The organism is Xanthomonas dyei (assembly GCF_002939865.1).
Taxonomy (GTDB): domain Bacteria; phylum Pseudomonadota; class Gammaproteobacteria; order Xanthomonadales; family Xanthomonadaceae; genus Xanthomonas; species Xanthomonas dyei.
Genome location: NZ_MDEE01000006.1, coordinates 119,662 through 145,884, shown reverse-complemented (window position 1 = coordinate 145,884; position 26,223 = coordinate 119,662). Strand labels below are relative to the sequence as shown.

The 26,223-nt window shown below is 66.3% G+C and carries 25 protein-coding genes, 4 tRNA genes and 1 other RNA gene; 10 read left to right on the top strand and 20 right to left on the bottom strand.

What is annotated here, in order from left to right; all coding sequences use genetic code 11:
* The 12 genes from XdyCFBP7245_RS23725 to XdyCFBP7245_RS06905 all read right to left on the bottom strand — a co-directional run.
* On the bottom strand, nt 1–91 hold a 91-nt coding region (locus tag XdyCFBP7245_RS23725), incomplete at its 3' end, for a GTP-binding protein (RefSeq protein ID WP_146091651.1).
* 47 nt (nt 92–138) lie between these two features.
* Nucleotides 139–214: transfer RNA gene (locus tag XdyCFBP7245_RS06955), tRNA-Thr, on the bottom strand.
* A gap of 33 nt (nt 215–247) precedes the next feature.
* A tRNA-Gly gene (locus tag XdyCFBP7245_RS06950) sits at nt 248–321 on the bottom strand.
* A 29-nt stretch (nt 322–350) separates the two neighbouring features.
* Nucleotides 351–436: transfer RNA gene (locus XdyCFBP7245_RS06945), tRNA-Tyr, on the bottom strand.
* Between the two features lie 153 nt (nt 437–589).
* Nucleotides 590–1,681 carry a redox-regulated ATPase YchF gene (ychF, locus tag XdyCFBP7245_RS06940; RefSeq protein WP_104614989.1) on the bottom strand — a complete coding sequence of 364 codons (1,092 nt, stop codon included), beginning with the start codon at nt 1,679–1,681 and terminating at the stop codon, nt 590–592.
* Between the two features lie 72 nt (nt 1,682–1,753).
* Nucleotides 1,754–2,338: an aminoacyl-tRNA hydrolase gene (gene pth, locus XdyCFBP7245_RS06935; RefSeq protein WP_104614988.1), complete on the bottom strand. Its 585-nt coding sequence runs from the start codon at nt 2,336–2,338 to the stop codon at nt 1,754–1,756.
* A gap of 50 nt (nt 2,339–2,388) precedes the next feature.
* Nucleotides 2,389–3,024: a 50S ribosomal protein L25/general stress protein Ctc gene (locus XdyCFBP7245_RS06930; RefSeq protein WP_104614987.1), complete on the bottom strand. Its 636-nt coding sequence runs from the start codon at nt 3,022–3,024 to the stop codon at nt 2,389–2,391.
* A 109-nt stretch (nt 3,025–3,133) separates the two neighbouring features.
* A complete protein-coding gene (locus XdyCFBP7245_RS06925) occupies nt 3,134–4,093 on the bottom strand; it encodes a ribose-phosphate diphosphokinase (RefSeq protein ID WP_104614986.1) in 960 nt (319 codons plus the stop codon).
* Nucleotides 4,094–4,251: 158 nt separating this feature from the next.
* A tRNA-Gln gene (locus tag XdyCFBP7245_RS06920) sits at nt 4,252–4,328 on the bottom strand.
* Between the two features lie 3 nt (nt 4,329–4,331).
* Nucleotides 4,332–5,198: a 4-(cytidine 5'-diphospho)-2-C-methyl-D-erythritol kinase gene (gene ispE / locus XdyCFBP7245_RS06915; protein ID WP_211287655.1), complete on the bottom strand. Its 867-nt coding sequence runs from the start codon at nt 5,196–5,198 to the stop codon at nt 4,332–4,334.
* Nucleotides 5,198–5,851 carry a lipoprotein insertase outer membrane protein LolB gene (lolB, locus tag XdyCFBP7245_RS06910; RefSeq protein WP_104614984.1) on the bottom strand — a complete coding sequence of 218 codons (654 nt, stop codon included), beginning with the start codon at nt 5,849–5,851 and terminating at the stop codon, nt 5,198–5,200. The genes ispE and lolB overlap by 1 nt, the downstream gene beginning before the upstream one ends.
* Entirely contained in the window at nt 5,848–7,536 is a 1,689-nt protein-coding gene (locus XdyCFBP7245_RS06905) for a tetratricopeptide repeat protein (protein WP_104614983.1), read from the bottom strand. The genes lolB and XdyCFBP7245_RS06905 overlap by 4 nt, the downstream gene beginning before the upstream one ends.
* 65 nt (nt 7,537–7,601) lie before the next feature.
* Between XdyCFBP7245_RS06905 and hemA the strand changes: the two genes are divergently transcribed.
* The 6 genes from hemA (at nt 7,602) to ppk2 (ending at nt 13,625) form a co-directional block, all read left to right on the top strand.
* A complete protein-coding gene (gene hemA, locus XdyCFBP7245_RS06900) occupies nt 7,602–8,900 on the top strand; it encodes a glutamyl-tRNA reductase (protein WP_104614982.1) in 1,299 nt (432 codons plus the stop codon).
* Entirely contained in the window at nt 8,878–9,963 is a 1,086-nt protein-coding gene (gene prfA / locus XdyCFBP7245_RS06895; RefSeq protein ID WP_104614981.1) for a peptide chain release factor 1, read from the top strand. Before hemA ends, prfA begins: the two co-directional genes overlap by 23 nt.
* The gene (locus XdyCFBP7245_RS06890; RefSeq protein ID WP_104614980.1) at nt 9,960–11,666 is read left to right on the top strand and encodes an O-linked N-acetylglucosamine transferase, SPINDLY family protein; all 1,707 of its coding nucleotides are present in this window, start codon (nt 9,960–9,962) and stop codon (nt 11,664–11,666) included. The genes prfA and XdyCFBP7245_RS06890 overlap by 4 nt, the downstream gene beginning before the upstream one ends.
* Nucleotides 11,667–11,792: 126 nt before the next feature.
* Nucleotides 11,793–11,869, top strand: a non-coding RNA gene (locus XdyCFBP7245_RS06885) — sX9 sRNA.
* Nucleotides 11,870–12,292: 423 nt separating this feature from the next.
* Nucleotides 12,293–12,811 (top strand): molybdenum cofactor biosynthesis protein B, encoded by a 519-nt coding sequence (gene moaB, locus XdyCFBP7245_RS06880; protein WP_104614979.1) that lies wholly within the window; start codon nt 12,293–12,295, stop codon nt 12,809–12,811.
* Nucleotides 12,812–12,842: 31 nt separating this feature from the next.
* Nucleotides 12,843–13,625: a polyphosphate kinase 2 gene (ppk2, locus tag XdyCFBP7245_RS06875; protein WP_104614978.1), complete on the top strand. Its 783-nt coding sequence runs from the start codon at nt 12,843–12,845 to the stop codon at nt 13,623–13,625.
* Here the strand turns inward: ppk2 and XdyCFBP7245_RS06870 are convergent.
* From XdyCFBP7245_RS06870 to XdyCFBP7245_RS06855, 4 genes are all read right to left on the bottom strand, one after another.
* A complete protein-coding gene (locus XdyCFBP7245_RS06870; RefSeq protein WP_104614977.1) occupies nt 13,607–14,836 on the bottom strand; it encodes a hypothetical protein in 1,230 nt (409 codons plus the stop codon). The two genes, ppk2 and XdyCFBP7245_RS06870, sit on opposite strands and share 19 nt — an antisense overlap.
* 84 nt (nt 14,837–14,920) lie before the next feature.
* Entirely contained in the window at nt 14,921–15,187 is a 267-nt protein-coding gene (locus tag XdyCFBP7245_RS06865) for an acylphosphatase (RefSeq protein WP_104614976.1), read from the bottom strand.
* On the bottom strand, nt 15,187–15,795 hold the full coding sequence (locus XdyCFBP7245_RS06860) for a TlpA family protein disulfide reductase (protein ID WP_104614975.1): 609 nt from the start codon (nt 15,793–15,795) through the stop codon (nt 15,187–15,189). Before XdyCFBP7245_RS06860 ends, XdyCFBP7245_RS06865 begins: the two co-directional genes overlap by 1 nt.
* Nucleotides 15,792–17,069: a YihY family inner membrane protein gene (locus XdyCFBP7245_RS06855; protein ID WP_104614974.1), complete on the bottom strand. Its 1,278-nt coding sequence runs from the start codon at nt 17,067–17,069 to the stop codon at nt 15,792–15,794. Before XdyCFBP7245_RS06855 ends, XdyCFBP7245_RS06860 begins: the two co-directional genes overlap by 4 nt.
* Nucleotides 17,070–17,179: 110 nt before the next feature.
* Between XdyCFBP7245_RS06855 and wrbA the strand changes: the two genes are divergently transcribed.
* The 4 genes from wrbA to ybaK all read left to right on the top strand — a co-directional run bounded on the left by wrbA (nt 17,180) and on the right by ybaK (nt 19,169).
* Nucleotides 17,180–17,776, top strand: coding sequence for an NAD(P)H:quinone oxidoreductase (wrbA, locus tag XdyCFBP7245_RS06850; RefSeq protein ID WP_104614973.1), 597 nt, complete (start codon nt 17,180–17,182; stop codon nt 17,774–17,776).
* Nucleotides 17,773–18,117 (top strand): DUF2069 domain-containing protein, encoded by a 345-nt coding sequence (locus XdyCFBP7245_RS06845; protein ID WP_104614972.1) that lies wholly within the window; start codon nt 17,773–17,775, stop codon nt 18,115–18,117. The genes wrbA and XdyCFBP7245_RS06845 overlap by 4 nt, the downstream gene beginning before the upstream one ends.
* Nucleotides 18,118–18,205: 88 nt before the next feature.
* Complete coding sequence (locus XdyCFBP7245_RS06840) at nt 18,206–18,691, top strand: asparaginase domain-containing protein (RefSeq protein ID WP_104614971.1); 486 nt, start codon at nt 18,206–18,208, stop codon at nt 18,689–18,691.
* 4 nt (nt 18,692–18,695) lie between these two features.
* Nucleotides 18,696–19,169, top strand: a complete 474-nt coding sequence (ybaK, locus tag XdyCFBP7245_RS06835) for a Cys-tRNA(Pro) deacylase (protein ID WP_104614970.1) — start codon at nt 18,696–18,698, stop codon at nt 19,167–19,169.
* A gap of 174 nt (nt 19,170–19,343) precedes the next feature.
* Here the strand turns inward: ybaK and XdyCFBP7245_RS06830 are convergent, their stop codons facing one another.
* From XdyCFBP7245_RS06830 to XdyCFBP7245_RS06815, 4 genes are all read right to left on the bottom strand, one after another.
* The gene (locus XdyCFBP7245_RS06830) at nt 19,344–21,041 is read right to left on the bottom strand and encodes a S8 family peptidase (RefSeq protein WP_104614969.1); all 1,698 of its coding nucleotides are present in this window, start codon (nt 21,039–21,041) and stop codon (nt 19,344–19,346) included.
* Nucleotides 21,042–21,382: 341 nt separating this feature from the next.
* Entirely contained in the window at nt 21,383–22,792 is a 1,410-nt protein-coding gene (locus XdyCFBP7245_RS06825; protein WP_170068553.1) for a S8 family peptidase, read from the bottom strand.
* 263 nt (nt 22,793–23,055) lie between these two features.
* Nucleotides 23,056–24,801 carry a S8 family peptidase gene (locus tag XdyCFBP7245_RS06820; RefSeq protein ID WP_104614968.1) on the bottom strand — a complete coding sequence of 582 codons (1,746 nt, stop codon included), beginning with the start codon at nt 24,799–24,801 and terminating at the stop codon, nt 23,056–23,058.
* A 316-nt stretch (nt 24,802–25,117) separates the two neighbouring features.
* Complete coding sequence (locus tag XdyCFBP7245_RS06815; protein ID WP_104614967.1) at nt 25,118–26,203, bottom strand: branched-chain amino acid aminotransferase; 1,086 nt, start codon at nt 26,201–26,203, stop codon at nt 25,118–25,120.
* Nucleotides 26,204–26,223 lie beyond the last annotated feature (20 nt).

The window sequence follows — 26,223 nt, the reverse complement described above, 5'->3', positions numbered from 1 at the left end:
CAGCGGTCAACGTGGTCTTGCCATGGTCAACGTGACCGATGGTGCCGACATTGACGTGCAGCTTGGTGCGCTCGAATTTAGCTTTTGCCATGGGTGCAAGTTCTCGGTAATCGTTTGGAGTTTAAGACGATTGAGTAATGGTGCTCACGAAAGGAATCGAACCTTCGACCTCCTCCTTACCAAGGAGGTGCTCTACCGACTGAGCTACGTGAGCGAGTTTTGCATTATGCCATGCATTTGCGTTCAATGGAGCGGGAGACGGGAATCGAACCCGCACCATCAGCTTGGAAGGCTGAGGTTCTACCGTTGAACTACTCCCGCGCCGGGAACTGCATGCCACAACATGAAACTGGTGGAGGGAGGTGGATTCGAACCACCGAAGGCGTAAGCCAGCAGATTTACAGTCTGCCCCCGTTGGCCGCTTGGGTATCCCTCCAGCTTTTACTACCGGACCGTAGCGCGGTGAGGCGATTCGGTTCGGGGTGAAGCAGCCCGTTATTTTGTTATGGGACACACCCGGTGTCAACAAAAATTTTGAACCCTTCGTCACTGCTGAATACGCGCGACGCTCGGCGCCGCACGCACCGGATCAGACGTTGAAACGGAAGTGCAATACATCGCCTTCCTGGACCCGATATTCCTTGCCTTCCAGGCGCAGACGACCCGCGTCTCGCGCGCCAGCTTCGCCGCGATACTTGATGAAATCATCGAAGCCGATCGTCTCGGCGCGAATGAAGCCCTTCTCGAAATCGGTATGGATGACCGCCGCCGCCTGCGGTGCAGTGGAGCCAGCCCTGACCGTCCACGCGCGGACTTCCTTGACGCCTGCAGTGAAGTAGGTCTGCAGGCCGAGCAGCGTGTAAGCGGCGCGAATGACGCGATTCAGACCGGGCTCGCTCAAACCGAGATCGGCCAGAAAGGTGTCGCGATCTTCATCATCGAGCTGGGACAGCTCTTCTTCGATGGCGGCCGAGACCGGCACCACTTCTGCACCCTCGGTGGCGGCGTGCGCACGCACTGCGTCCAGGTGCGGGTTGTTTTCAAAGCCGTCTTCCAGCACGTTGGCGATGTAGAGCACCGGCTTGAGCGTCAGCAGGAACAGGTCGCGCACCAGCGCCTTCTCTTCCTCGTCCAGACCCGCTGCACGACCGGATTTACCCTCGGCCAGCGCGGCCTGCAGCTTGGCCAGCACCGGCTTGCGTGCCGCTGCGTCCTTGTCGCCGCCCTTGGCGCTGCGTTCGGCGCGGTTGAGCGCCTTTTCCACGCTGTCCAGATCGGCCAGCGCCAGCTCGGTATCGATGGTTTCGATATCGGCGATCGGGTCGACCTTGTTGTTGACGTGGATGATGTCGTCGTTCTCGAAGCAACGCACCACGTGGGTGATCGCATCGACTTCGCGGATGTGCGCCAGGAACTTGTTACCCAGGCCTTCGCCGCTCGCCGCACCGGCAACCAGGCCGGCGATATCGACGAACTCGACCGCAGTGGGAATCAGCTTCTGCGGCTTGACGATCTCGGCCAGCTGGTTGAGGCGTGGGTCCGGCACCGGCACGATGCCGACGTTCGGCTCGATGGTGCAGAACGGAAAATTGGCCGCAGCGATGCCCGCCTTGGTCAGCGCATTGAACAGAGTCGACTTGCCGACATTGGGCAGGCCGACGATGCCGCATTTGATACCCATGGGTCACATCCGGGATTCGGGATTCGGGAGTGGAGATTCGTCGCCGCGCGGCTGCGAATCCCCACTCCCCAATCACGCGTCCCTGGCGGTATGCAGGCGCTTCATCGCTTCGTTGAAATTGCCGCCCATCGCCAGCGGCAGCACATCGATGGCCGCATCCACTGCAGTACCGATCGCCGCGTCATCGTCACGCCCTGCCCGCCCCAGCACCCACGGCACAACACGGTCCTTGTGACCAGGGTGACCGATACCGACGCGCAAGCGGTGAAATTTGCCGTGCCCGAGCAGGCGGATCGTGTCACGCAGGCCGTTCTGACCGCCGTGTCCACCGTCGAACTTGAGCCGTGCCGTGCCCGGCGCCAGATCCAGTTCGTCGTGTGCGACGAGCATCTGCTCCGGTTCGATCTTCCAGAACCGCAGGGCGGCGGTGATCGATTTGCCACTGAGATTCATGAAGGTGGCCGGCTTGAGCAGCCAGACCGGTTGCCCCGCGATATCGACCTTGGCCGTTTCGCCGAACAACTTGCTGTCCAGACCCCAGCGGGCGCCACTGCGCTCGATGAGGGCATCGACGAAACGAAACCCGGCGTTGTGCCGGGTTTGCGCGTGTTCCGGGCCCGGATTGCCGAGCCCGACGATCAGCCGAAGTGCAGACATGCCAGTCACCGCGGCCGATTCCCCGCAGATGCGAGGAACCGGCCGACGGATTACTTGGTTTCTGCGCCTTCGCTGCCTTCTTCACCGGCAGCGTCTTCTTCTTCGACGCGCACGTGCTTGGCAGCAACCACGGCAACGTCATGTTCCTTGCCCAGCTTCAACTCGGGGATTTCCACACCGGCCGGCAGCTTGATTTCGGACAAGTGGATCACGTTGCCCACTTCCAGCGCACCGAGGTCGACTTCGATGAACTCCGGCAGATCCTTCGGCAGGCAGACCACCTGGACTTCGTTGAGCTCGTGGGTCACGACCACTTCGCTCGACTTACCAGCCGGCGAAGTTGCTTCGTTGACGAAGTGCAACGGCACCGCGGCGCTGAGCTTCTCGTTGGCGCTGACGCGCTGGAAGTCGATGTGGATGATCAACTGCTTGAACGGATGGCGCTGCATGTCACGCAGCAGCACCTGCTGCACGTCGCCATTGAGGTTCAGGTCCAGGATCGACGAGTAAAACCACTCGTTCTGCTGGGCGAGCCAGATCTGCTCGTGGTTGAGCTGGATGCTGACCGGCTCGAGTTCGCCACCGTAGACGATGGCCGGAATGACGCCAGCGTGACGTAGGCGGCGGCTCGCACCCTTCCCCTCGTTCGCGCGGCGCTCGACCTTGATTTCGTGAGTCTTTGCCATGTTGTTTCACTACCTAGATTGGAATACCGCCTCGCGGCGATGAAGCGTCTCACCCGCGACCAGGAGAGACGTAGTACGGCACCCGGAGATCCGGGCGCCGAATGGGATATCAGTCGACGTAGAGCGAGCTGACCGATTCGCCGAAGGCGATGCGGCGGATGGTCTCTGCCAGCAGTTCGGCCACGCTCAACTGACGAATCTTCGGGCAGGTACGCGCCGCTCCGTTCAACGGAATCGTGTCGGTGACCACCAGCTCGTCGAGCTGTGAGTTATTGATGTTGTCCACCGCCGGGCCGGACAGCACCGGATGAGTGATATAGGCCACCACCTTGAGCGCGCCGCGCTGCTTGAGCGCTGCGGCGGCCGCACACAAAGTGCCGGCGGTATCGACCAGATCGTCGACCAGCACGCAGGTCTTGCCCTGCACGTCGCCGATGATGTTCATCACGGTGGCGACATTGGCGCGCGGACGGCGCTTGTCGATGATGGCCAGATCGGCGTCGTCCAGGCGCTTGGCGACGGCGCGCGCGCGCACCACACCACCCACGTCGGGCGAGACCACGATCAGGTTGTCGGTGCCGTAGGCGCGCCAGATGTCGGCCAGCAGCAGCGGCGAAGCGTAGACATTGTCGACCGGGACATCGAAGAAGCCCTGGATCTGGTCGGCATGCAGGTCGACCGTCAACACGCGGTCGGCCTCCATCGCGCAGATCATCTTGGCGGCGACCTTGGCGGTGATCGGCACGCGCGAGGAGCGCATGCGACGGTCCTGACGCGAATAGCCGAAATACGGGATCACCGCAGTCACCGAGGCGGCGCTGGCGCGCTTGAGCGCGTCGATCAGCACCAGCAGCTCCATCAGGTTTTCCGCGCTCGGCGCGCAGGTCGGCTGGATGACGAACACTTCCTGCCGGCGCACGCTCTCCTCGATCTCGACCTGCACTTCGCCATCGGAAAAGCGCGTGACCAGCGCTTTGCCCATGCGCACACCGAGCTCCTTGCAGATGCTCTGGGCAAGCGGCTTGTTGGCATTGCCGGAGAACACCAGCAGGTTACGTTGGTCTTGCATGGGATCTCTCGGGCGGCGGCGAAGAGCGGGCGGGCGATGGTGGAACGGGAGAGCCGACCTAATGCCGGGCTTTTCTTTGAACCCCCGCACATGGAAGTGCGAGCTGTTGCAGAGGGACCTGCATGTACGACTTTTGCAGAGGGACCTGCATCAACAACTGGCAGGGGCGGTAGGATTCGAACCTACGAATGCCAGGATCAAAACCTGGTGCCTTGGGCCTCTTGGCGACGCCCCTGCATCAAAACGTTGTTGCATCCAGTGCGTCGAGCAATGGCGAGTGCGCTGCACCCTCCACCACCCACGCCCGCAGGCTGTCCGGCAACTGCGCCAAGGCCTGCTCTGCGGCAGCACGCGTGGCGAATTCGACGAAACACCCACTTCCCGACCCGGTCAAACGTGGCGTGCCGATCTGGGATAGCGCCTGGAACACAGCCTCGACGGCGGGTTCGCGGCGCCGCAGGACCGGCTCGAACGCATTGTCGAGCAGAGAACCGGAAGCGAAGTCCGCTATTTTCACGGGAGCAGCATCCCGCGTCAATTCCTGTGATTGAAATAACGCCGGCGTGGGCACGTGAACGCCTGGATCGACCAGCACATACGCGGCCTGCGCAAGCGCAATCGGGGTGAGTTGCTCGCCCACGCCCTCGGCCCAGGCATTGTGTCCGCGGACGAAGACCGGCACGTCCGCACCCAGCTGCAGACCCAGCGCGGCCAATGCATCGACCGGCAAGCCCAGGCTCCACAAGGCGTTGAGCGCGACCAGCACAGTTGCCGCGTCCGACGAACCGCCACCAAATCCGCCACCGGCGGGGATGCGCTTGTCGACGCGGATCTCCGCACCCGCCCGCGAGCCGGTGGACGATTGCAGCAGGCGCGCGGCGCGGATCACCAGGTCATCGTCTTCAGCGACGCCGGGCAAACTGTCGCCGATGCGCCGGATCAGGCCGTCGCTGCGCAAACGAAGATGAATGGTGTCCCCCCAGTCCAGCAGCCGGAACACGGTCTGCAGCAGGTGGTAGCCGTCGGCACGGCGCCCGACGATCTGCAGAAACAGGTTCAGCTTGGCCGGCGCAGGCCACGCCGACCAGCCGTCCAGCGCTGCCATCAGGGCGATACCGTCCACTGATCCACCAGCAGACGGACCTTGGCGCTGCCGTTATGGGCTTCGATGCGTTGCGGCAGCGTGGGCTGGCCGTCGCCGGCCGGCGCCCAGGCGAGAAATTCGATGGTCCAGCCATCCTGTTGCACGGTGCGCGGGCGCCCGGCAGCGTCGAGATCGACGCGCTGCGTGCCGGCATCGGCAATGCGCAGCGCGCGCACCCAGTCCGGCATCTGATTGAACGGGATGGTCCAGCCGGTCGCTTCCAGCAAGACCTGCTCGGCATCTGGGCCGCTGCGCGGACCGCCGTCCAGCCCTTCGAGCCGACCGGCGCCGGTAGTGGTATCGCCGGTGAGCACCCAGCTCTGCCGGGTCACCGGGGCACTGAGCTGCACGCGGTACTGCGGGCCGTTCTGCTGCCAGTCGATGCGTCCGCTGCCGCCGTTACGGTCCTTGCTGATCGCTACCCGCCCCTGAAACGACCATTGCGGATGGGCCTGCAGCCAGGCCTGGCGCGCCGCTTCGGCAATACGTGCTTGATCCGACACGCGCTCGACCACCGCCGCGCCGCCGCCCTGCCCGCGCGGCACGCTGACGCAGCCGGACAGGCCGACCAGCACCAGCCCGCTCAGGGCCAGCGCGCGTCGTACAGCGCTCATAGCCCGAACTTTTCCACGGCGCGTTGCAGCGCGCGGTTGTCAGGATCCAAGCGGCGGGCTTCGTCGAAGTAGCGCCGCGCCTCGTCCTGCTTGCCGCTGACCCACAGCACCTCGCCCACGTGCGCGGCGATTTCCGGGTCCTTGACCAGCGCCCAGGCGCGGCGCAGCTGCACCAGCGCTTCCTTGGTGCGGCCCATGCGATACAGCACCCAGCCATAGCTGTCGACGATGGCCGGGTTGTCCGGGTCGGCGGTGCGGGCGCGGTCGATCAACGCCAGCGCTTCCTTGTAGCGGGTGGTGCGGTCGGCCAGGGTATAGCCCAGCGCGTTCAAGGCTGCGACATTCTCCGGCTCGGCGACCAGGATCTTGCGCAGGTCGGCCTCGGCGCGCGCCACGTCGTCGCGACGCTCCCAGGCCAGGCCGCGGGCGTACAGCAGCGCACCGTCGTCCGGATACGCGGCCAGGCCACGCTCGAAGGCATCCAGCTCGCCCGGGGCGTCGTCGGCACGCTGATGCAGCTCGGCTTCCAGCACATAGGCATCGCGACGGGCATCGTCGTCGGCGCTGGCATCGCCCTGCAATGCACGCACTTCGGCCAAGGCTTCCGGCTTGCGACCCAGCTCGTACAGCGCGCTGGCGGCGCGCAAGCGCGCTTCGCTCAGTTGCGGCCCACCGGGCACGCCGCGGTACCACTCCACCGCTTCGTCGTAACGTTTGAGGAATTCGGCGATCTTGCCCAGCAGCAGGCGGCGGTCCGGGTCGGGCTTGGTGGCGTTGCTCTTGAGCTCGCCATACAGCGCCTCCAACGCGGTGCGGTCCTTCTCTTTGGCCAGCATGGACGCGCGCAGGCCGTAGGTCTGGGTGTCCTGCGGCCCGGTGGACAGCACGCGCGCGGCCGCTTCGGTCTGGCCCATGGCGTCGTAGGCGAAGGCCAGCGCGCCGCGCAGCTCGGAATCCTTCACCGCCTGCGGTTCGACGTTCTTCAGCAGCGCCAGCGCTTCGTCGTTCTTGCCTTCCTGCTGCAGCTGGGTGGCATGCAGCAAGGCCACGCGCGGCTCTTCGGGGAAGCGGCGCACCACTTCGTCGACGATGCGTTTGGCCAGCGCCGGGCGCTCCATGCGCAGCGCGAGCCGGCCGAACTCCTGCCACACCTCGATCTGGTTGGGGATGGCGCCGGCCTTGACCAGGTCTTCGAGTACGTCGGCGGAGGCTTCCGGCTCGCGGCCGCCATTGGCCAGCGCGATCAATGCAAAGCGCCAGCCGCGCGGGTCGGGTTCTTTGAGCAGGCCCAGCAAGTCGCGGCGCGCGGTGCGCAGATCGTTACGGCGCAGGGCCAGCGAGGCTTCGGTGCTGCGCATCGACATCGACGATGGCGCGCGTGCGCGCCATAGCGCCAGGGCTTCGATGGCACGCGGGTCGTCGTTGGCCAGCATGGCGATGCGGGCGGCGCGCTCGGCCAGCCCGGCGTCGCCGGCCTCGGCCTTGGCGGCGTCCAGATAAGCGCGTGCAGCTTCGTCCAGCTGCCCGGCCTGCAAGGCGAATTCGCCGGCGAGCACAGGTTCCAGCGAGGTGGCGCCGGCACTGCTGGCGGGTGGAGCGGGCGGTGCTTTCTTGGGTGCTGCCGTGGCGTTGGCGGACACTGCTACCAGCAAAAGAACACTCAGGATGCGAATCGGTACAGGCATCGGGGGCAACCGGGCCGTAAAATGGGGCCCTGAATGGCCGCCAGCTTATCGCAAGCAACTGAACAATGACGTTGTGGGTGCTCGGACTGAATCACCAGACCGCACCTGTGGACCTGCGCGAACGCGCGGCGTTCGCAGGTGACGCGCTACCGCGCGCGCTCGAATCGTTGCGGGCCTTGCCGCAGGTGCGCGAGGCCGCGCTGCTGTCCACCTGCAACCGCACCGAGCTGTATGCGGTGGCCGACGATGCACAGGCGCTGGCCGGCTGGCTGGACGCGCATGCGCCGGGATTGAGTAGCTATCTGTACCAGCATCAGGATGCCGACGCGGTGCGCCACTTGTTCCGGGTCGCTACCGGGCTGGATTCGATGGTGCTGGGCGAGCCGCAGATCCTGGGCCAGGTGAAAGATGCCTGGGCGGTGGCGCGCGCGCATGGCGCACTGGGCAGCGGGTTGGATCGGCTGTTCCAGCAGACCTTTTCGGTGGCCAAGCGGGCGCGGACCGATACCCGTGTCGGCGCCAACCCGGTGTCGGTGGCCTCCACCGCCGTGCGCCTGGCACAGGAGTCCTTTGCCCGGCTCAACGAATCGACCGTGTTGCTGGTCGGCGCCGGCGAAACCATCGAGCTGGCCGCCAAGCACCTGAGCGAAGGCCGCGTGCGGCGCCTGTTGATCGCCAATCGCACCCTTGCGCATGCGCAGACACTGGCCAGCCAGCACGGCGGCTATGCCTTGCCGCTGACGGATCTGGAACGCCACCTGGCCGAGGCCGATGTGGTGTTTTCGGCCACCGCCGCGCGCGAGCCGGTCATCACGCGGGTGCAGGTGGAACAGGCGCTGCGTGCACGCAAACGCAAGCCGATGCTGTTGTTCGACCTGGCGGTGCCGCGCGACATCGAAGCCTCGGTAGCCACGCTGAGCGATGCCTACCTGTACACCGTGGACGATCTGGAACGCGCGGTCGAAGACAACCGCCGCAGCCGCCGCGAAGCCGCAGACCAGGCCGAGGCGATCATCGACCTGCAGGTGGCGCGCTATGTCGAGACCGTGCAGGCCAACGCGCGCCAGGCACCGCTCAAGCGGCTGCGCGCGTTCGGCGACAGCACCCGCGACGAACTGCTGGCCAAGGCGCGTCAACAGTTGAGCAACGGCAAGCCGGCCGACGAAGTATTGGAGCAGCTGGCGCATGCGCTGACCAACCGCTTGTTGCACCCGCCGACCGCCGCGCTGCGCGATGCCGCGCTCAACAACGACCTGGAATTGACCAGCGCGGCCGACCGGCTGTTTCCGGAAAAGCCCGGTTATCAACATCCCCCTGTAGCTACCCCGATCGTGAGGACTGATGACGCCGACCCTGCGCCGTAAGCTCGAAGCGCTGGCCGAGCGCCGCGAAGAACTGCAGCACCTGTTGTCCGACCCGGACGTGGTCAACAACAACGACAAGTTCCGCAGCCTGTCGCGCGAGCTGTCGCAACTGGAGCCGGTGGCCGTTGCGCTGGAAGACGAGGCGCGCGCCAAGGCCGACCTGAGCGCGGCCGAAGCCATGCGCAACGACCCGGAAATGCGCGAGTTGGCCGAAGAGGAGATTGCTGCGGCACAAGCGCGCCTGGACGAACTGGATGCGCAGCTGGCATTGCTGCTGGTCCCGCGCGATCCGCGCGACGACGGCAATCTGTTCCTGGAAGTACGCGCCGGCACCGGCGGCGACGAGGCCGCGATCTTTGCCGGCGATCTGTTCCGCATGTACGCACGTTATGCCGAGCGCCAGGGCTGGAAGGTCGAAATCGAATCCGACAGCCCCGGCGAGCACGGCGGCTACAAAGAAGTGGTGGCGCGCGTGGTCGGGCGCGGCGCGTATTCGCGGCTGAAGTTCGAATCCGGCACCCATCGCGTGCAACGCGTGCCCGCAACCGAGTCGCAGGGCCGTATCCATACCTCGGCGGCGACGGTGGCGATCATTCCCGAAGCCGACGACGTGGAAGAGATCGCGATCAATCCGGCGGATTTGAAGGTGGATACCTTCCGTTCGTCCGGCGCCGGCGGCCAGCACGTCAACAAGACCGAATCGGCCATCCGCATCACCCACGTGCCCAGCGGCGTGGTGGTGGAATGCCAGACCGAGCGCAGCCAGCACGCCAATCGCGACAAGGCGATGAAGCGCCTGAAGGCCCAATTGGTGGAAGCCGAACGCAGCAAGGCCGCAGCGGCCGAAGCGCAGACGCGCAAGTTGCAGGTGGGCAGCGGCGACCGCAGCCAACGCATCCGCACCTACAGCTTTCCGCAGGGCCGCATCACCGACCACCGTGTCGAAGGCCTCACGCTATACGACCTGCCCAACATCATCGAAGGCGATCTGGATGCGTTGGTCGCACGGTTGCTGCACGAGCATCAGGCCGACGAACTGGCGCGGTTGAGCGACAGCCCGTGAGTGCCAACGTCCCGCGCGAGCTACTGCAGCTGCGCGAAGCGGTGCAGCGGCAGCCCGGCGATTTCGTTGCGTGGTTGATGCTCGCCGATGCCGAACTCGGCATGGGCGGCATCGCAGCTGGCGAGTTGGCCGTGCAACGCGCGTTGGCCTTGCATCCCGGCCACCCGGAAGCGATCGCGCGGCTTGGGCGCGTGCGTTGGGCGCAACAGCGGCGCGCCGAGGCGTCGCGTCTGCTGCAGCAGGCATCGGACCTGGTGCCGCAGCATCCGGGCATTGCGCTGTGGCTGGGCCATGCCTTGGAAGACGCCGATCAGCCGGAGCAAGCGGCAGCAGCCTATACACGCGCGTATCACCTGCTGCCCGACGAGCCGTACATCGCCGCGCAGCTGCTCAACTGGCGACGTCGTTTATGCAATTGGCGCGGTCTGGATGCCTTGGCCGCGCAGGTCCGTAACGCCGTGGCGCATGGCGCAGCGGCGGTGGAGCCGTTCGCGTTCCTGAGCGAAGACGCCACTGCGGCCGAGCAACTGGCCTGTGCGCGCACGCGCGCGCAGGCCATCGCTTCAAGCCTGCAGCCACTGCCACCAGCTGCGATCCGCAGCCGCGGCGGGTTGCGCGTGGGCTTCGTGTCCAATGGCTTCGGCGCGCATCCCACCGGTGTGTTGACGGTGGCATTGTTCGAGGCATTGCAGCGGCGCCAACCGGAGCTGCAGCTGCACCTGTTCGCGACCAGCCACGACGACGGCAGCGCGATTCGCGCGCGCCTGACCCAGGCCACGACGCTGCACGATGTCACCGCGCTTGGGCATCTGGCCACCGCCCAGCACATCCGTGCGCAGGGCATCGACGCGTTGTTCGATCTGCGCGGCTGGGGCGGTGGCGGACGCCCGGAAGTCTTCGCGCTGCGGCCGGCGCCGGTGCAGATCAATTGGCTGGCATACCCGGGTACCTCGGGTGCGCCGTGGATGGACTACGTGCTGGGCGACGCCTTTGCGCTACCACCGTCGCTGGCGCCGTTTTACAGCGAGCAGGTGCTGCGCTTGAACCGCGTGTTTCAGCCGTCGGACACCACGCGCACGCCTGGCGAGCCGCCATCGCGCACCGCGTGCGGTTTGCCCGCGCAGGGCCGGGTGTTTTGCTGTTTCAACAACAGCTACAAACTCAATCCGCGCAGCATGGCGCGCATGCTGGCGGTACTGCGTGCGGTGCCCGGCAGCGTGCTGTGGCTATTATCGGGGCCGGGCCAGGCCGATGCGCGGCTGCGTGCGGCAGCACAGGCGCAAGGCGTGGATGCGCAGCGCCTGGTCTTCATGCCGAAGTTGCCCCACCCGCAGTATCTGGCGCGTTACCGGCACGCGGATCTGTTTCTGGATACGCATCCTTATAACGCGCACACCACCGCCTCCGATGCGTTGTGGGCGGGTTGCCCGGTACTGACCACGCCCGGCGAAACGTTTACCGCGCGGGTGGCGGGCAGCCTCAATCAGTATCTGGGGCTGGAAGAGATGAACGTGGCCGACGACGCTGCATTTGTGGCCAAGGCAGTGGCATTGGCAAGCGATGCGGATGCGTTGGCCGATCTGCGTGCGCGGCTAGCTGAGCAACGACAGCGCAGTGGCGTTTTCGATATGGATGGCTTTGCGGACGATCTTGCGGCCCTGCTGCAGACGATGGCGCGGGAGCGTGGTTGGTTGGGGGTTTAGATGGTGGTTGGTGGGATGCGGCGCTGAAGCGATGGTGTGGGCCGCTGTGGCTCAAGGCGCGATTTAGAACAGCTAACAACACTACTGTGCAGCCGCCAGGCCGGCGCGGCCGGTGCTCGGTGCGGCATGGATCGCTCCGTACACTCCGGTTCTGAGCGCGTCATCCACACCTACCTGACAACTGCTCGCTACGTTTGTTACCCGCTCTTACTGCAGCGGCATTAGGCCAAAAACTGCCGATAGACCTGCTCGCTTCTCTCGTCGGGAGAAGGTGGCGCGCAGCGCCGGATGCGGGTGCGAGCAAGCCTGCCATGCGCAGGCTGCGACCGATCGCCGATCCTCGGGGCTCTGCTGATCGCTGCGGCCTTGTGCTCAGCTATGTAGCAAGTGCTGCCATTGAGGCTTCGCCCGTACCCTCACCCCAACCCCTCTCCCGCAGGAGGGGGGCTTTTGTCACTGCACGCTGAGAGTCGCAGCGCGCGTAGTGGCTGACGCTCGATAGCCCAACACTGATCGACGTCCACCATTGACCGAATTCCAGCAGTGAGCGATCCCCACCGCTCGGCTTCCCTCAAATTCACACCGCGGCGCTGTACCCGGCCGCGGCAGCTGGTTACGCTGCGGCCATGCCTTCTACTCCCGACTTCATCCCCCTGCGCCTGTGCGTGCTGACCGTGTCCGACAGCCGCACGCTGGCCGACGACCGCTCCGGCGATTACCTGGCCGATACCCTCACCCAGGAAGGCCACGTGCTGCACGACCGTGCGCTGTGTCCGGACGACCGTTACCGCATGCGTGCAATTGTTTCTGCGTGGATTGCCGATGCGCAGGTGGACGGCATCCTGGTCACCGGCGGCACCGGCTTTACGGGCCGCGACAGCACGCCGGAGGCGATCACACCGCTGCTGGACAAGATCATGCCGGGCTTCGGCGAGATGTTCCGCGCCATCAGCATGGAAGAGATCGGCACGTCTTCGCTGCAATCGCGCGCGTTTGCGGGGCTGGCCAATCACAGCTTCGTATTCTGCCTGCCCGGCTCCACCTCGGCGTGCCGCACGGCGTGGGAAAAGATCGTAGGTGCGCAGTTGGATGCGCGCACCAAGCCGTGCAATCTGGCGACATTGCGTCCACGGCTGGGCGAATAGCCTGGGTGTTCGATCGCCGAACGGAACCTGCATGTCGCACCTGAAACGCAAGGCCTACAAAAAGTTGCTGGCACCGCTGCAGTTGGAGTTGGTCGGCATGGCGCGCTGGCTGCGCCACACCAATCAACGCGCCCTGGTGCTGGTGGAAGGCCGCGACACCGCCGGCAAGGGCGGCGTGATCCAGACCATCGCCAGCCATCTCAATCCGCGCCAGTGCCGGGTGGTGGCGCTACCCAAGCCCAACGACCGCGAAAGCACGCAGTGGTATTTCCAGCGCTATGTGGCGCATCTGCCGGCCGGCGGCGAGTTGGTCCTGATGGACCGCAGCTGGTACAACCGCGCCGGCGTGGAGCGGGTGATGGGCTATTGCACCGACGCGCAATACGAGGCGTTTCTGGAGCAGGCGCCGCGCTTTGAACAGATGCTGGTCGATGACGGCATTCTGCTGTTCAAGTACTGGTTGTGCGTGGACCAGGCCGAGCAGGAAGAACGCTTTGCCGAGCGTCACGAAGACCCGCTCAAGGGCTGGAAGCTGTCGCCGGTAGACTTGCAATCGCGCACCAAATACGACGATTACACCGCCGCGCGCGAGCGCATGCTCGAAGTGACCCATATCCCGGATGCGCCGTGGACGCTAGTGGACTTCAACGACCAGAAACGTGGCCGGCTGAGCCTGATCCGCGATCTACTGGATCGGCTGCCGGATACTTCGGTGCCCGACGAGCCGCTAGCGCTGCCGCCCTTGCACGGCAAACCGCACAAGGAGCGCTACGGCGTGCTGGAACCGATCGACGATTACGCCGGCCAGTCCTGAGAGACTTCGTCGCTGGCCGCGGTGGCGCGCGGCAGCGGATGCAGGCCGGCCTGGCGTTCGGCCTGCTCGGCCTGCAGCACCAGCTGGCTCAGGCGCTGACTAAACAACTGCATGAAACCGCGGTGCAGCGGGCGCATCGCTTCCATATAGTCCACATCGTCGGCCTGCGCGCCGAGCGGGCTGCAGGACGACAACAGCACTTCATCCAGGCGCAGGGCGCTGTCGGGCAAACGGACCAGCGCAGCGCGGCGCAACCAGTCGCGCATGCCTTCTCGGTATTCGGCGGCCAGGATGTAGGCCACTTCGACCTGGTCAAGGTCCACGTCCGGGTTCCATGCCAGCACCTGGATCACCTGCGAGCGCTCGTCCAGCATGCGGCCTTCGGCCACCAATGCATGCAGTTGCTGCAGCAGCCGCCACTGCACGCCGGCCGCATCGCGTTGTGCGGCAGGCATCGCCTCGATGGCCAAGGCCAGGCGGCGTGCGAACAGGGCCGGCACATCGGCCAGCACGATCGGGCCCGCGTCGGCGCCCAGCAGAAAGCGCTCGGTGCGCAGTGCGGCGGTGTCGGGCAGGTAGCCGTCCTGCAGTGGGCGCATCACGCCGTGATCGAGCAGCGACAGCACCACGTCGAGCCAATAACGGCGCTCCTGCTGCAGAGTACGGTTGACCGAGGCGTTTTGCCAGGCGATGCGCACTTCGTCCAGGCGTGCGATGCAGGCCTGGGCGTCCAGTCCATCCCATGGCGCGCGGGTGGCATCGTTGGGGTCGAAGGTTTCGGCGCTGAGCATGCCGGCGCCGAAGCGGTGCCAGGCGGCGCCACGCTGGGTGTCGGTCGGGTCGAGGCGGGGGGTGGCAGGCGCGGCCGGAGCCGCCGGGCGCAGCAACGCCGCATAGGCATCGGTCCACGATTCGGGCAGGCGTGCCGACATCGGGTAGGTCGCCGATGGCTGCACCAGGCCGCGACGGGCCAGACGCAGGCTCCACGCCACCGCACCGATCACGATGCCGCCGAACGTCCACGCCAGCAGCCAGCTGGTGGCCGCCTGTTCGGGCTGCAGGACGCGGGTGGACGGCTGCACGAACAACAACCAGCCACTGCCCAGCAGCGCGCCGAGATACAGCCACGGCCCGACCTGCGTCAGCTGGCGATTGCGGCGATGTGCCGCCGGAGCGTGCCCGTCGTTGTGATCTTGAGATGGAGCGGCCATTACATTCCCCTGAACGCCTGATCGCGTTGAGAAGGTTATCGGCGACGCAACGCAACACTGTTGCCCCGCCGTGGCGGCACGCACTCAGCCAGTTACAAATTCTTCAGTCGGCGGACCCGCGCACGCCGTGCGTGTCACCGACGTCACCTGCGCCGCTGGCGGGCCCTGCCACAGCCAGATTTCCAACGCATCCAGTGCGGCCTGGCTGCCGGCGGCGACCACCTCCACGCTGCCGTCCGGCTGGTTGCGGGCGTGCCCGTACAGGCCCAGCGCCAGCGCGCGCTCGCGGGTGGAGGCGCGGTACCACACGCCCTGCACTGTCCCGCTGACCACAAAGCGCGCCGCCTGCATCACCCCGCCTTGCCGGTGATGCCGACCGCCGCTTCGATGTCGCGGGCGGTGACCGGGCCGAGAAACTGCTTGGCGACCTTGCCGTCCGGACCGATCAGATAGGTCATCGGCAGGCCGCGTGGCGTGGCGAAGTCCTGCGGCGGCTGATACGGGTCCAGGATCGCCACCGGGTAAGACACCGGGTGATCCTTCAAAAACGCCTGCATGTCGGCGGCGGTGATGTCTTCATAGGCAAGGCCGACCACTTCGACGCTGTCGCGCATGGTGTGCAGTGCCGACAGCTCCGGCATTTCCTTCAGGCAAGGCGCGCACCAGGTGGCCCAGAAGTTGACCACCACCCACTTGCCGCGATGCGCGGCCAGGTCGTAGGTCTCTCCCGACACCGTGGGCAGCGACAGCTTGGGCATCTCGGCGGTCTGCTGCACCACCGAGGTATTGGCCGCGCTTGCCGGGTCAGCGGCGGGTTTTTCGGGTGTCTGGGTGGTTGCGGCAGGCGCAGCCGCCGAATCGGCTGCAGCGGGGGTGCCCTCGCCGGTAGGCTTGCAGGCGGTCAGGATCAACAGCGGCAACAGCAGCGCGCATGCGCCGCGCACAAGGCGCATCGTCATGGAGGATCTCCGGGGAGGTGGGTGTAGAGGTCGCCGACCGGTTGCGCCAGCACACCGCGCAACGGTTGACGCAATTGTTCCAGCGCGGCGGCGGCGGCCTGGCCGTAGGCATCGTCGCGGCACGGCAGCGGGCGGTCTTCGATCGGCACGCGCAGCTGGCAGTTTTCGTAGAGTTCGGCCATTGGCACCACGTCCAGATCGCGCGCCAGCAGCCATTGGCCGCGTTCGTCGCGCCGCAGCAGGCGGATGCGTTTGAGCTCGCACAGCAGCTCCTGCATCAGCGTGTCGGTGAGCATCGGCTCCAGCGCCAGGATGCGGTCTTCGTCCAGGCCATTGCCGTGGATGCGCGCCTGCCGGAACCGGCCGAGCAGGCGCAGCAGGCCATAAATTTCGAAGCCCGGCGGCAGGCGCATGGCTTCGGGCTGATAGCGGAATGCGGACATCGACGACGCCAGCGACGCGCCCAGCAACACCGACACCCAGCTCAGATAAATCCACAGCAGCAGGATCGGCAGCGCCGACAGCGCGCCGTAGATGCGCTGATAGGTCTGGAAATTGCCCAGATAGAAGCCGAAGCCCCACTTGACGATTTCCATCAGGATCACCGCCAGCAGCGCGCCAGGCAGCGCGTGCCGCAGGCGCACCGCATGCTGCGGCACCACGCGGTAGATCAGCACGATGCAGACGAACTCCACCGCCATCGGTGCCAGCCGCCAGGCGAATTCGGCCAGCCACTGGCCTTCGGTGGTGCGGAACAGCGGCAGCGCGAACACGTAGGCCGCCATCGCCATCGAGGCGGCGGCGAGCATCGTGCCAAGGGTCAGCACGGTCCAGTAAATCAAGAACCGCGTCACCTTGGGCCGCGCGGCAGCCACCCGCCAGATGCTGTTGAAGGTCTGCTCGATGCTGTGCAGGGTGATCAGCAACGAGGCCACCAGCGCCACCATACCGGCGACGGTGAACTTGCCCAGATCCTCGAGCGAGCGGTTGAGATAGTTCTGCACCGAGCGCGCGGCGCCGGGCACGAAATTGTTGAAGATGAAGTCGGTGAGCGCGTCCTTCCACTCGTTGAATGCAGGAAACGCCGACAATACGCCGAACACCACGATGGCCAGCGGCACCAGCGCAAACACCGTGGTGTAGGCCAGCGAGGCCGCTGCCTGGAACAGGCGGTCGTCCAGAAAGCGGCGCCACAGAAAGCGCCCGAAGCTCACCGTCCGCGCGCGATCGCGCAGACGCTCTTTCCATTGGTGGAGTTTGTTCACACGCGACATCGCGCAAGGGTACCCGATGCGCCGTCATCGCGGCCTTGTCGCACCTGCGGCGTGCAGGCAGGCGGCGGCATGGCCGATACTGCGGCAACTCAACAGGCGGCAGAGGCACGATGGCGGAGATTCTGGTGCTGTATTACAGCCGCGGCGGCTCGGTGGCGCGGCTGGCGCGGCAGATCGCGCGCGGCATCGGCGAGGTGCCGGGCATGAATGCGCGGCTGCGCACGGTGCCGCCGGTGGCTGCGGTCACCCAGACCAGCGCCCCACCGGTGCCTGACGAAGGCGCGCCGTATGTGGACCGCGTCGATCTGGCCGAATGCAGCGGCCTGCTGCTGGGCAGCCCGACCCGCTTCGGCAACATGGCCGCACCGATGAAACACTTCCTCGACAGCCTGGGCGCCGAATGGGCCACCGGCACCCTGGCCGGCAAGCCGGCAGGCGTGTTCACCTCCACCGCATCGATGCATGGCGGCCAGGAATCCACCCTGCTGTCGATGCACCTGCCGTTGCTGCACCACGGTTGCCTGATCGTCGGCATCCCGTTTACCGAGGCCGCGCTCAGCCACACCACCAGTGGCGGCACTCCGTACGGCGCCAGCCATGTGTCCGGCGCCGCTGGCGACCCGCAACCCAGCGAGGACGAAACCCTGCTGGCGCGCGCGCTCGGCCGCCGCGTGGCCGACATCGCGCGCCGGCTCGCCACGCCGTGAGCCTGCGCGCCGTGCATTGGCTGCTGACGCTTGCGCTGCTGGCGCTGGCGGTGGTGTACGTGATCTGGTTTCACGACGACCCGCATCGCACCGCCGCCTTGCTGGTCTTCGCGCTGCCGCCGGCACTGACCGGCGTGCTGGCCGTGCGCAGTGCCCGTGCCCGCTTCTGGGCCGGCACCTTTGCGCTGGGCTGGTTCAGTCACGGCGTGATGGCGGCCTGGAGCCAGCCCCACGTCCGTGGGCTGGCGTGGCTGGAACTGCTGCTGGCGCTATTGGTCATCGGGCTGGTCAGCGGGCCCGGCGTTGCCGCGCGCTTCGGCAAGAAACGTACCCCGCGCTAACGGCTGCGCCCTGCAGCGCGGGGCGCCGCGCCGTATCATGACGGCCCTCGCGCGGCCTGCACCGCGCACGTTTGAAGGATTGGCAGCAATGGAAGACCTCCTGATCGTCACCACCGGTGGCACGATCGACAAGATCTACTTCGACGACAAATCCGATTACCAGATCGGCGACCCGCAGATCGGCCAGATCCTCAAGGAGCTGGGCGTGACCTTCCGCTTCTCGGTCATTCCGATCATCCGCAAGGATTCGTTGCACATCACCGATGCCGATCGCGAGCTGATCCGCGCCACCATTGCCGCCCAGCCGACCCGCCACGTACTGATCACCCATGGCACCGATTCGATGGTGGCAACCGGCAAGGTGCTGCAGTCGATCGTCGACAAGACCATCGTGATGACCGGCGCGCTCAACCCGGCGCGTTTCCGCGGCTCGGATGCGGAGTTCAATATCGGTTGCGCGGTCGGTGCGGTGCAGTCGCTGCCGGCCGGCGTCTACATCGCCATGAACGGGCGGATCTGGAACCCGGAACAGGTTCGCAAGAACGTCGCTGCCAACCGCTTCGAATCGGTCTGAGGCGATGAGCAAGGCCACCCGCGCGACCAAGGCATTGGACGCTGCCGGCGTGGCCTACGTGCTGCATCCTTACGACTATCAACCCGACGCAGATGCCAAAGGCCTGCAGGCGGCAAACGCGCTGGGGCTGGCGCCGCCGACGGTGCTGAAAACATTGATGGCCTGGGTCGACGACCTGGCCGTGTGCGCGGTCATTCCCTACAACCGGCGCCTGTCGCTGAAACAACTGGCCAGCGCGTGCGGCGGCAAGTCCGCTCGCATGATGGACGTGGCCGATGCCGAACGTCGCACCGGCTACAAGGTGGGCGGTATCAGCCCGCTCGGCCAGCAACGGCAGGCACCGGTGCTGATCGAAGCCACCGCGCTGGACGCACCGGCGCTGTGGATCAATGCCGGCCAACGCGGGTTGCTGCTGGAATTGCCCGGCGCGCAGCTATTGCAGGCCCTCAGTGCACGGGCTTGCGTGCTGTGCGAGTAGGAGCGGTCAACAAACCGTAGCGCGCCCCCGTCAGGTCCGCATGGACGGCATGCTCAGCACCGGAACGTACGCGTGGCACAACCGCAGCCAGCATCGGCCGCGCCCACCTGGTGGCGAGCGCAGCCGGTGTGTCGGCGGCCTTACGCCGCATCGGCAGCGGTGTTCCCGCGATACTCAGTACGCCGCCGTGACGCTGACGCCTGAAAACGCCAACGTCGCTTTCAACCGCACGTAATACGTGCCGGCCACCGGTGCGTTCAGCGTGCAGCTGTCGGCATTGCCCGGCAGCAGGCTGCGGCAGGTGTAGGCGGTGTCGGTGGGCAGTGCCGCTGCGCGTAGCGACAGATCGGCATTGCCGCTGCCCCCGTTGAGCGCCACCTTGAGCGCGCGCGTGCCGGCCGGCACATCGATCTGGTAATACAGCACATCCGACTGCGCTGCACTCAATCCGGTACGTGCCGCATTCCTGGCCAAGGTGGTCGACGCGATCACCGCCGCCACCGCGCCATCGGCATTGACCAGCCCCGCACCGCACCCCTGCGTGCAGGCAATCGGCAACGGCCGGGCGCTGCTCTTGAGCAGTGCTTTCACCGTGGCCGGCGTGAGCGGATTCAGTGCCACCGACTGCATCAGCGCCACCACGCCAGCCACATGCGGCGCGGCCATCGAGGTGCCGCTGTAGGACGCGTAGGCCGCAGTCCCCGGCACCGTGGTGCCGCTGTTGAGCGTGGAGACGATGGCCTGCCCCGGCGCTGCAATATCCACGCCTTTGCCGAAGTTGGAGAAGCTGGCCTTGGCGCCCGCCGAGGTGGTGGCCGCCACTGCGATCACGTTCGGGCAATTGGCCGGCACGCTGGTGGCCACATCCATATTGCTGTTGCCTGCCGCCACCACCACCGAGCTCCCCCGCGTCACCGCACCGGCGATGGCCGTGCTCAGCGTTGTCGAACAACTCCCCGCACCGCCCAGCGACAGATTGATCACCGTGGCCGGATTCGGATTGGCCGGCGCACCGGTGACCTTGCCGCCCGATGCCCAGACGATCGCATCGGCGATATCGGACATGTACCCGCCGCAGCGGCCCAATACGCGCAGCGGCAGCACCTTGGCATTGAACGCCGTGCCGACCACGCCGCCTGCATTGTTGCCGACCGCCGCCACGATGCCGGCCACATGCGTGCCGTGCCAGCTGGAGCTGGAGGCGGACGCACCGGGCCCGCATTCGTTTGCCGCCGTCCAGTCGCCCTGGTCGGCGGCAGTGGCGTCGCGCGCATTGCCGTCGCGCGCGGTCGCCGGGTCGACGATGAAGTCGTAGCCGGGCAGCACATTGGCGTCCAGATCCGGATGTTTGGTGATGCCGGTATCGATCACCGCCACCACGATGCCCTTGCCGGTGGTGCGGTCCCATGCCGGCCGGATGTTGAGACCGGCGGTGCTGGTGCCCATCGCCCACTGCTGGGACACGCCGGGATCGTTGGGCACCAGCAAGGGGCGCATCAATACGTCCACTTCCACACGTTTGACGGCCGGGTCGGCGGCAAGGCGCCGCATCAGGCTTTCCGCATCCACGCGATCCAGTTTGCGATCGGCCACCAACAGCATCGGGCCGGTGCTGAGCCGGCGCGTGGCGGACAACCCCAGCACGCGCCCGCGCTGTGCAGGCACGACGCTGGCGATCTCGCGCCACGGCGCAGACAGGCCGGTCGCGCGGCTGCTGCCGACACGGTCCTTGTAGCTGACGATGAAACGTTGATGGGTGGAACTGGACGCCAGCCCTTGCAGACTGACCTCGCCGGCCGTGGCATAAAACGTGCAGGACAACGCACAGACAAACACAGCGTGGCGCAGCACACCAACCGAGACATGCGACATGGATCAACCCTCCCCAAGGCGTTGAACGTTCGGAAGACAACGCGCTGACACCCTCTGCGACGCGCACTGCCTGATCGTGGGGCGGTTGCACACGGCCATACCTCACGTCGGCTGGCTATCGGCATGCCATCCGCGTGGCTGAAGCGGTCGGTAGTCAATGCCAAGCGCTTTGTTCAGCCATTGCCGCCGCCGGTTGACCAATGCCCAGGTCTGGCCAAGGCCCAAACGCACACTGCCCCGCCGAAGCGGGGCAGTGCAGGTTTCAAAACACCGACAGCGGCGTCGGGGCCGGCCCGACGTCGATGCCGGCGGTCAGGCCGGCATCGCGCCTCGCCGTCGCCTTACGGGGTCTGGCTGACCGCACCGGCCGCGTTGACGATGCCGGCACCGCAGCCGCCCGAGCAGGCACCCGGCAACGGACGTGCGGTGTTCTTCAGCAGGGTTTCCACCGCCGCCGGCGTCAGCGGACGGCTGGCCGCCGATTGCACCAGCGCAACCACGCCGGCCACGTGCGGGGCCGCCATCGAGGTGCCGTTGTAGGACGCGTAGCTGGCGCTGCCCGGCGTGGTGGTACCGCTGTTCAAGGTCGACAGGATCGCCGAGCCCGGACCGGAGATGTCGATGGTGCTACCGAAGTTGGAGAAGCTAGAACGCGCGCCGGCCGAGGTGATCGACGCCACCGAGATCACGTTGGCGCAGCTGGCCGGGGTGAAGTTGGCCACGTTGGCATTGCTGTTGCCGGCCGCCACCACCACCGTGGTACCGCGCGACACCGCACCGTTGATGGCGTTCTGATAGGTGCTGGAACAGGTGCCGTTGCCGCCCAGCGACATATTGATCACCTCGGCCGGATTGGCGTTGGCCGGTACGCCGGACACCGTGCCGCCGGAGGCCCACACGATGGCGTCGGCGATATCGGAGGTGGTGCCACCGCACAGGCCCAGGGCACGGATCGGCACGACGCGCGCATTGAACGCGGTCCCGGCCACACCGGTGCTGTTGTTGGTGACCGCGGCAATCGTGCCGGCCACGTGGGTACCGTGCCAGCTCGAGTTGGAAGCCGGCGAACCCGAGAAGCACTGGTTGGCTGCGCTCCAATCGCCCTGGTCGGCCGGATTGTTGTCGCGGCCGTTGTTGTCGCGTGCGCGCGCCGCATCGCTGATGAAGTCGTAGCCCGGCAGTACATTGGCGTTGAGATCCGGGTGGCTGGTGATGCCGGTGTCGATCACCGCCACCACCACGCCGGTGCCGGTAGCGGTGTCCCAGGCCGGGCGCACGTTGATGCTGGACGCGGTGGTGCCGAAGCCCCACTGCTCGGACAGCCGCGTGTCGTTCGGGGTCAGGGTCGGATACATGATCTGGTCGACTTCCACATAGTCCACGCTCGGGTCGGCGGCGATGCGGCGCATCAGCGTTTCGGCCTCGGCACGGTCCAGGCCACGGCTGGCCTTGAGTACTTCCGACCCCAGCGCAGTGCGGCGCACGTGACTCAGACCCAGCGCGCGACCGGCGCGGGCCGGCACCGCGCTGGCGACGGAATTGAGCGATGCGCGCATCGACGTCGGACTCACTGCCGGGCTGCTGCCGTCCTTGTACTTGACGATGAAGCGGTCCAGCGTGGGCTGCGATTCCAGGCCAGACAAATTGACCTGACCGGCAAACGCCGGCACGGCCAGCAGGGAGGTCAGCGCGGAAACACCCAGCACCACCAGTGCGCGTGCAGGTGCACGACGTTGCGACACATTGGACATCGATCGTTCCTCAAGAAGTAGAAGTGCCGCAGCTGCGGCGAGATGACCGAGCCCTTGCCGCAACACCGCGGATCGGGCCGGACGAAACGGGCGATGACGCCCGTCGAAACGACTGACCGGTGTCCATTCCGGCCGAGCGGCACTGCCCTGCCTGCGCCTGCCGAAACGGCAGACGTGGGCGGACATCGCAGATGGGATGTAGCGCTGGGTCGGCGCTGCCTGGCCAGCCGGCCAGACAGCGCAACAGCGTCGAGCGGCAACGTTTAGTAGCTGGCGCTCAAGGTCACGCCAGAGAACGTGCTGTACGCCTTGACCCGCACGTAGTACGTGCCCGATGGCGCGCTGATGCTGCAGGTTTCGGCATTGCCGCTGAGGTACGGACGGCAGGCGTAGGTGGTGTCGGTCGGTGCGCTGCCGGCGCGCACGTACAGGTCTGCATCGCCGGTGCCGCCGCTGATCGCCACGGTCAGCGTGCCGCTGCCGGCGGGAACGGCGATGGTGTAGTTCAGCTCCGCACCGCTGGACGCGCCCAGGCCGGTGACCGGCGTGCCGTTGGTCAGCGTGTTGCCGGTTCCGCCACCGCCACCGCCGTTGCTGCCGCTGATGGCCGCCGTCACTGCGGCGTCGGCATTGACGATGCCGGCGCCACAACCGCCGGAACAGGCACCCGGCAACGCGCGCGCGGTGTTCTTCAGCAAGGTTTCCACCGCTGCCGGAGTGAGCGCGGTCGGTGCGACCGACTGCACCAGCGCGACCACGCCGGCCACATGCGGCGCCGCCATCGAGGTGCCGTTGTAGGACGCGTAGCTGGCACTGCCCGGGGTGGTGGTGCCGCTGTTGAGCGTGGACAGGATCGCCGAGCCGGGCGCTGACACATCGATGCCGGCACCGAAGTTGGAATAGCTGGCCTTGGCGCCCGCCGAGGTGGTGGCCGCCACCGCGATCACGTTGGCGCAGTTGGCCGGCAGCGAGCCGGACACGTTGGCCGAGCTGTTGCCCGCCGCCACCACCACCGTGGTACCGCGCGACACCGCGCCGCTGATCGCGTTCTGCATGGTGGTCGAGCAGGCACCACCACCGCCGAGCGACATGTTGATGACCTCGGCCGGGTTGGCGTTGGCCGGAATGCCGCTGACGCTGCCGCCCGACGCCCAGACGATGGCGTCGGAGATGTCCGACAACGAGCCGCCACACTTGCCGAGCACGCGCACCGGCACGACCTTGGCGTTGTAGGCGGTACCAGCCACGCCGGTACTGTTGTTGGTCACCGCGGCAACCGTGCCGGCCACATGGGTGCCGTGCCAGCTGGAGTTGGAGGCCGGAATCCCGGTGCCGCACTCGTTGGCGGCATACCAGTCGCCCTCGTCCGCAGGGTTGCTGTCGCGTCCATTGCCATCGCGCGCAGCCGTCGCGTCGCTGATGAAGTCGTAGCCGGGCAGGATGTTCGCAGCGAGGTCGGCATGGGTGGTGATGCCGGTATCGATCACCGCCACCACGACGCCGGTGCCGGTCGCCTTGTCCCAGGCCGGACGGATGTTGAGGCCGGCGTTGGTGGTGCCAAAGCCCCATTGCTCGGACAGCCGGGTGTCGTTGGGTGTCAGCGTGGCATGCAGGATCTGGTCGACTTCCACGCTCTGCACATTCGGGTCGGCGGCCAGCTGGCGCATCAAGGTTTCGGCCTCGGCGCGGTCCAGCGCGCGGTCGGCCTTGATCAATTCAGGCCCCAGCGCCAGACGGCGGACAGAAGCCAGGCCCAGTGCCTTGCCGGCCTTGGCCGGCACCGCACGTGCGGCGGTGCGCAGCGAAGTGCTCAGCACGGTGGGACTGGCCAGCGCCGTGCTGCCGTCCTTGTAGGTCACGATGAATTTCTGATGGGTTTGGGCGGTGGCAAGACCGTCCAGGTAGACCTCGCCGGCAAACGCAGGCGTTGCCAGTAGCAGGCAAGTCAGGGCGGTGGCGCCCAGGACGGTAAGCGTGCGCGGACGCTTGCGGAAAGACTCGTTCGACATTGAATTCCCTTCCAAATCAAAGAGAACCGCCTTGGCGGTGTAATCCGGCACCGCCTACAATAGGTCGGCGCCGAGTCCCCGGAATCAATCCCCTGTTATCGATCCGTTCAGCGAACCTATCTCACTGCAACCAAACTGTACAATACGAAATCGACACTTTTGAAACTTGAATATCATTTTTGTGACAAAAATCATGTCTGTTCAGCCCGCTTCCCACAGTTTTTTGACCGTCAGCCTGTCGGCGTGCTGCACGGCAGGCAAAAAAAAGCCCCTGCGCTGACGCGCAGAGGCCTGTTTTTGACGCTTTAGCGCTGACTCAGGACAAGCGCACCAGCCAGCCATGCCGGTCCGGCACGCGGCCGTACTGGATATCGGTCAATTCCTGGCGCAGCGACATGGTCACCTCGCCCGCCGGCGCGGACAGATCGCCCACCGCAAAGCCGTCACCCTTGAGCTCACCGATCGGGGTGACCACCGCGGCGGTGCCGCAGGCGAATACTTCAGCGATTTCGCCCGACGCCACACCCTGCTTCCATTCGTCGATGGACACCTTGCGCTCGACCACGCGCATGCCGCGGTCGCGGGCCAGCTGCAGGATGCTGTCGCGGGTGATGCCTTCCAGGATGCTGCCGGACAGTTCCGGGGTCACCAAGGTGCCGTCCTGGTAGACCAGGAACACGTTCATGCCGCCCAGTTCTTCGATGTACTTACCTTCCACCGGGTCCAGGAACAGCACCTGCGAGCAACCCTGCGCATAGGCTTTTTGCTGCGGCAGCAGCGAAGCGGCGTAGTTGCCGCCGCACTTGGCCGCGCCGGTGCCGCCCTTGGCCGCACGCGCGTATTCGGTGGACAACCAGATCGACACCGGCGCCACGCCCTTGGCGAAGTACGGGCCGGCAGGACTGGCGATGACGTAGTACGAGGCCTTGTGCGCAGCGCGCACGCCCAGAAAGGCCTCATCGGCAATCATGAACGGGCGGAAATACAGGCTGGTTTCCGGCGCCGACGGCACCCAGCCGGCGTCCACGGCCACCAGCTGGCGCAGCGATTCGACAAACAGGTCCACCGGCAATTCCGGCAGGGCCAGACGGCGCGCCGAGCGCTGCAGGCGCTCGCCATTGGCCTGCGGGCGGAAGGTCCAGATCGAGCCGTCGGCATGCCGGTAGGCCTTGATGCCTTCGAAGATCTCCTGGCCGTAATGCAGCACCGAGGCAGCCGGGTCCAACTGCAGCGGGCCGTAGGCACGCACTTGCGCGTCGTGCCAGCCCTGCTCGTTGTTCCAGGAAATGGCGACCATGTGGTCGGTGAAATGCAGCCCGAAGCCGGGCGCGGCCAGGATCACGGACAGTTCGTCGGCACTGCGCGGCGACGGAGAACGGGTGGAAGCGAAGGACACGGACACCGGAAGATTCCTGTATGGCG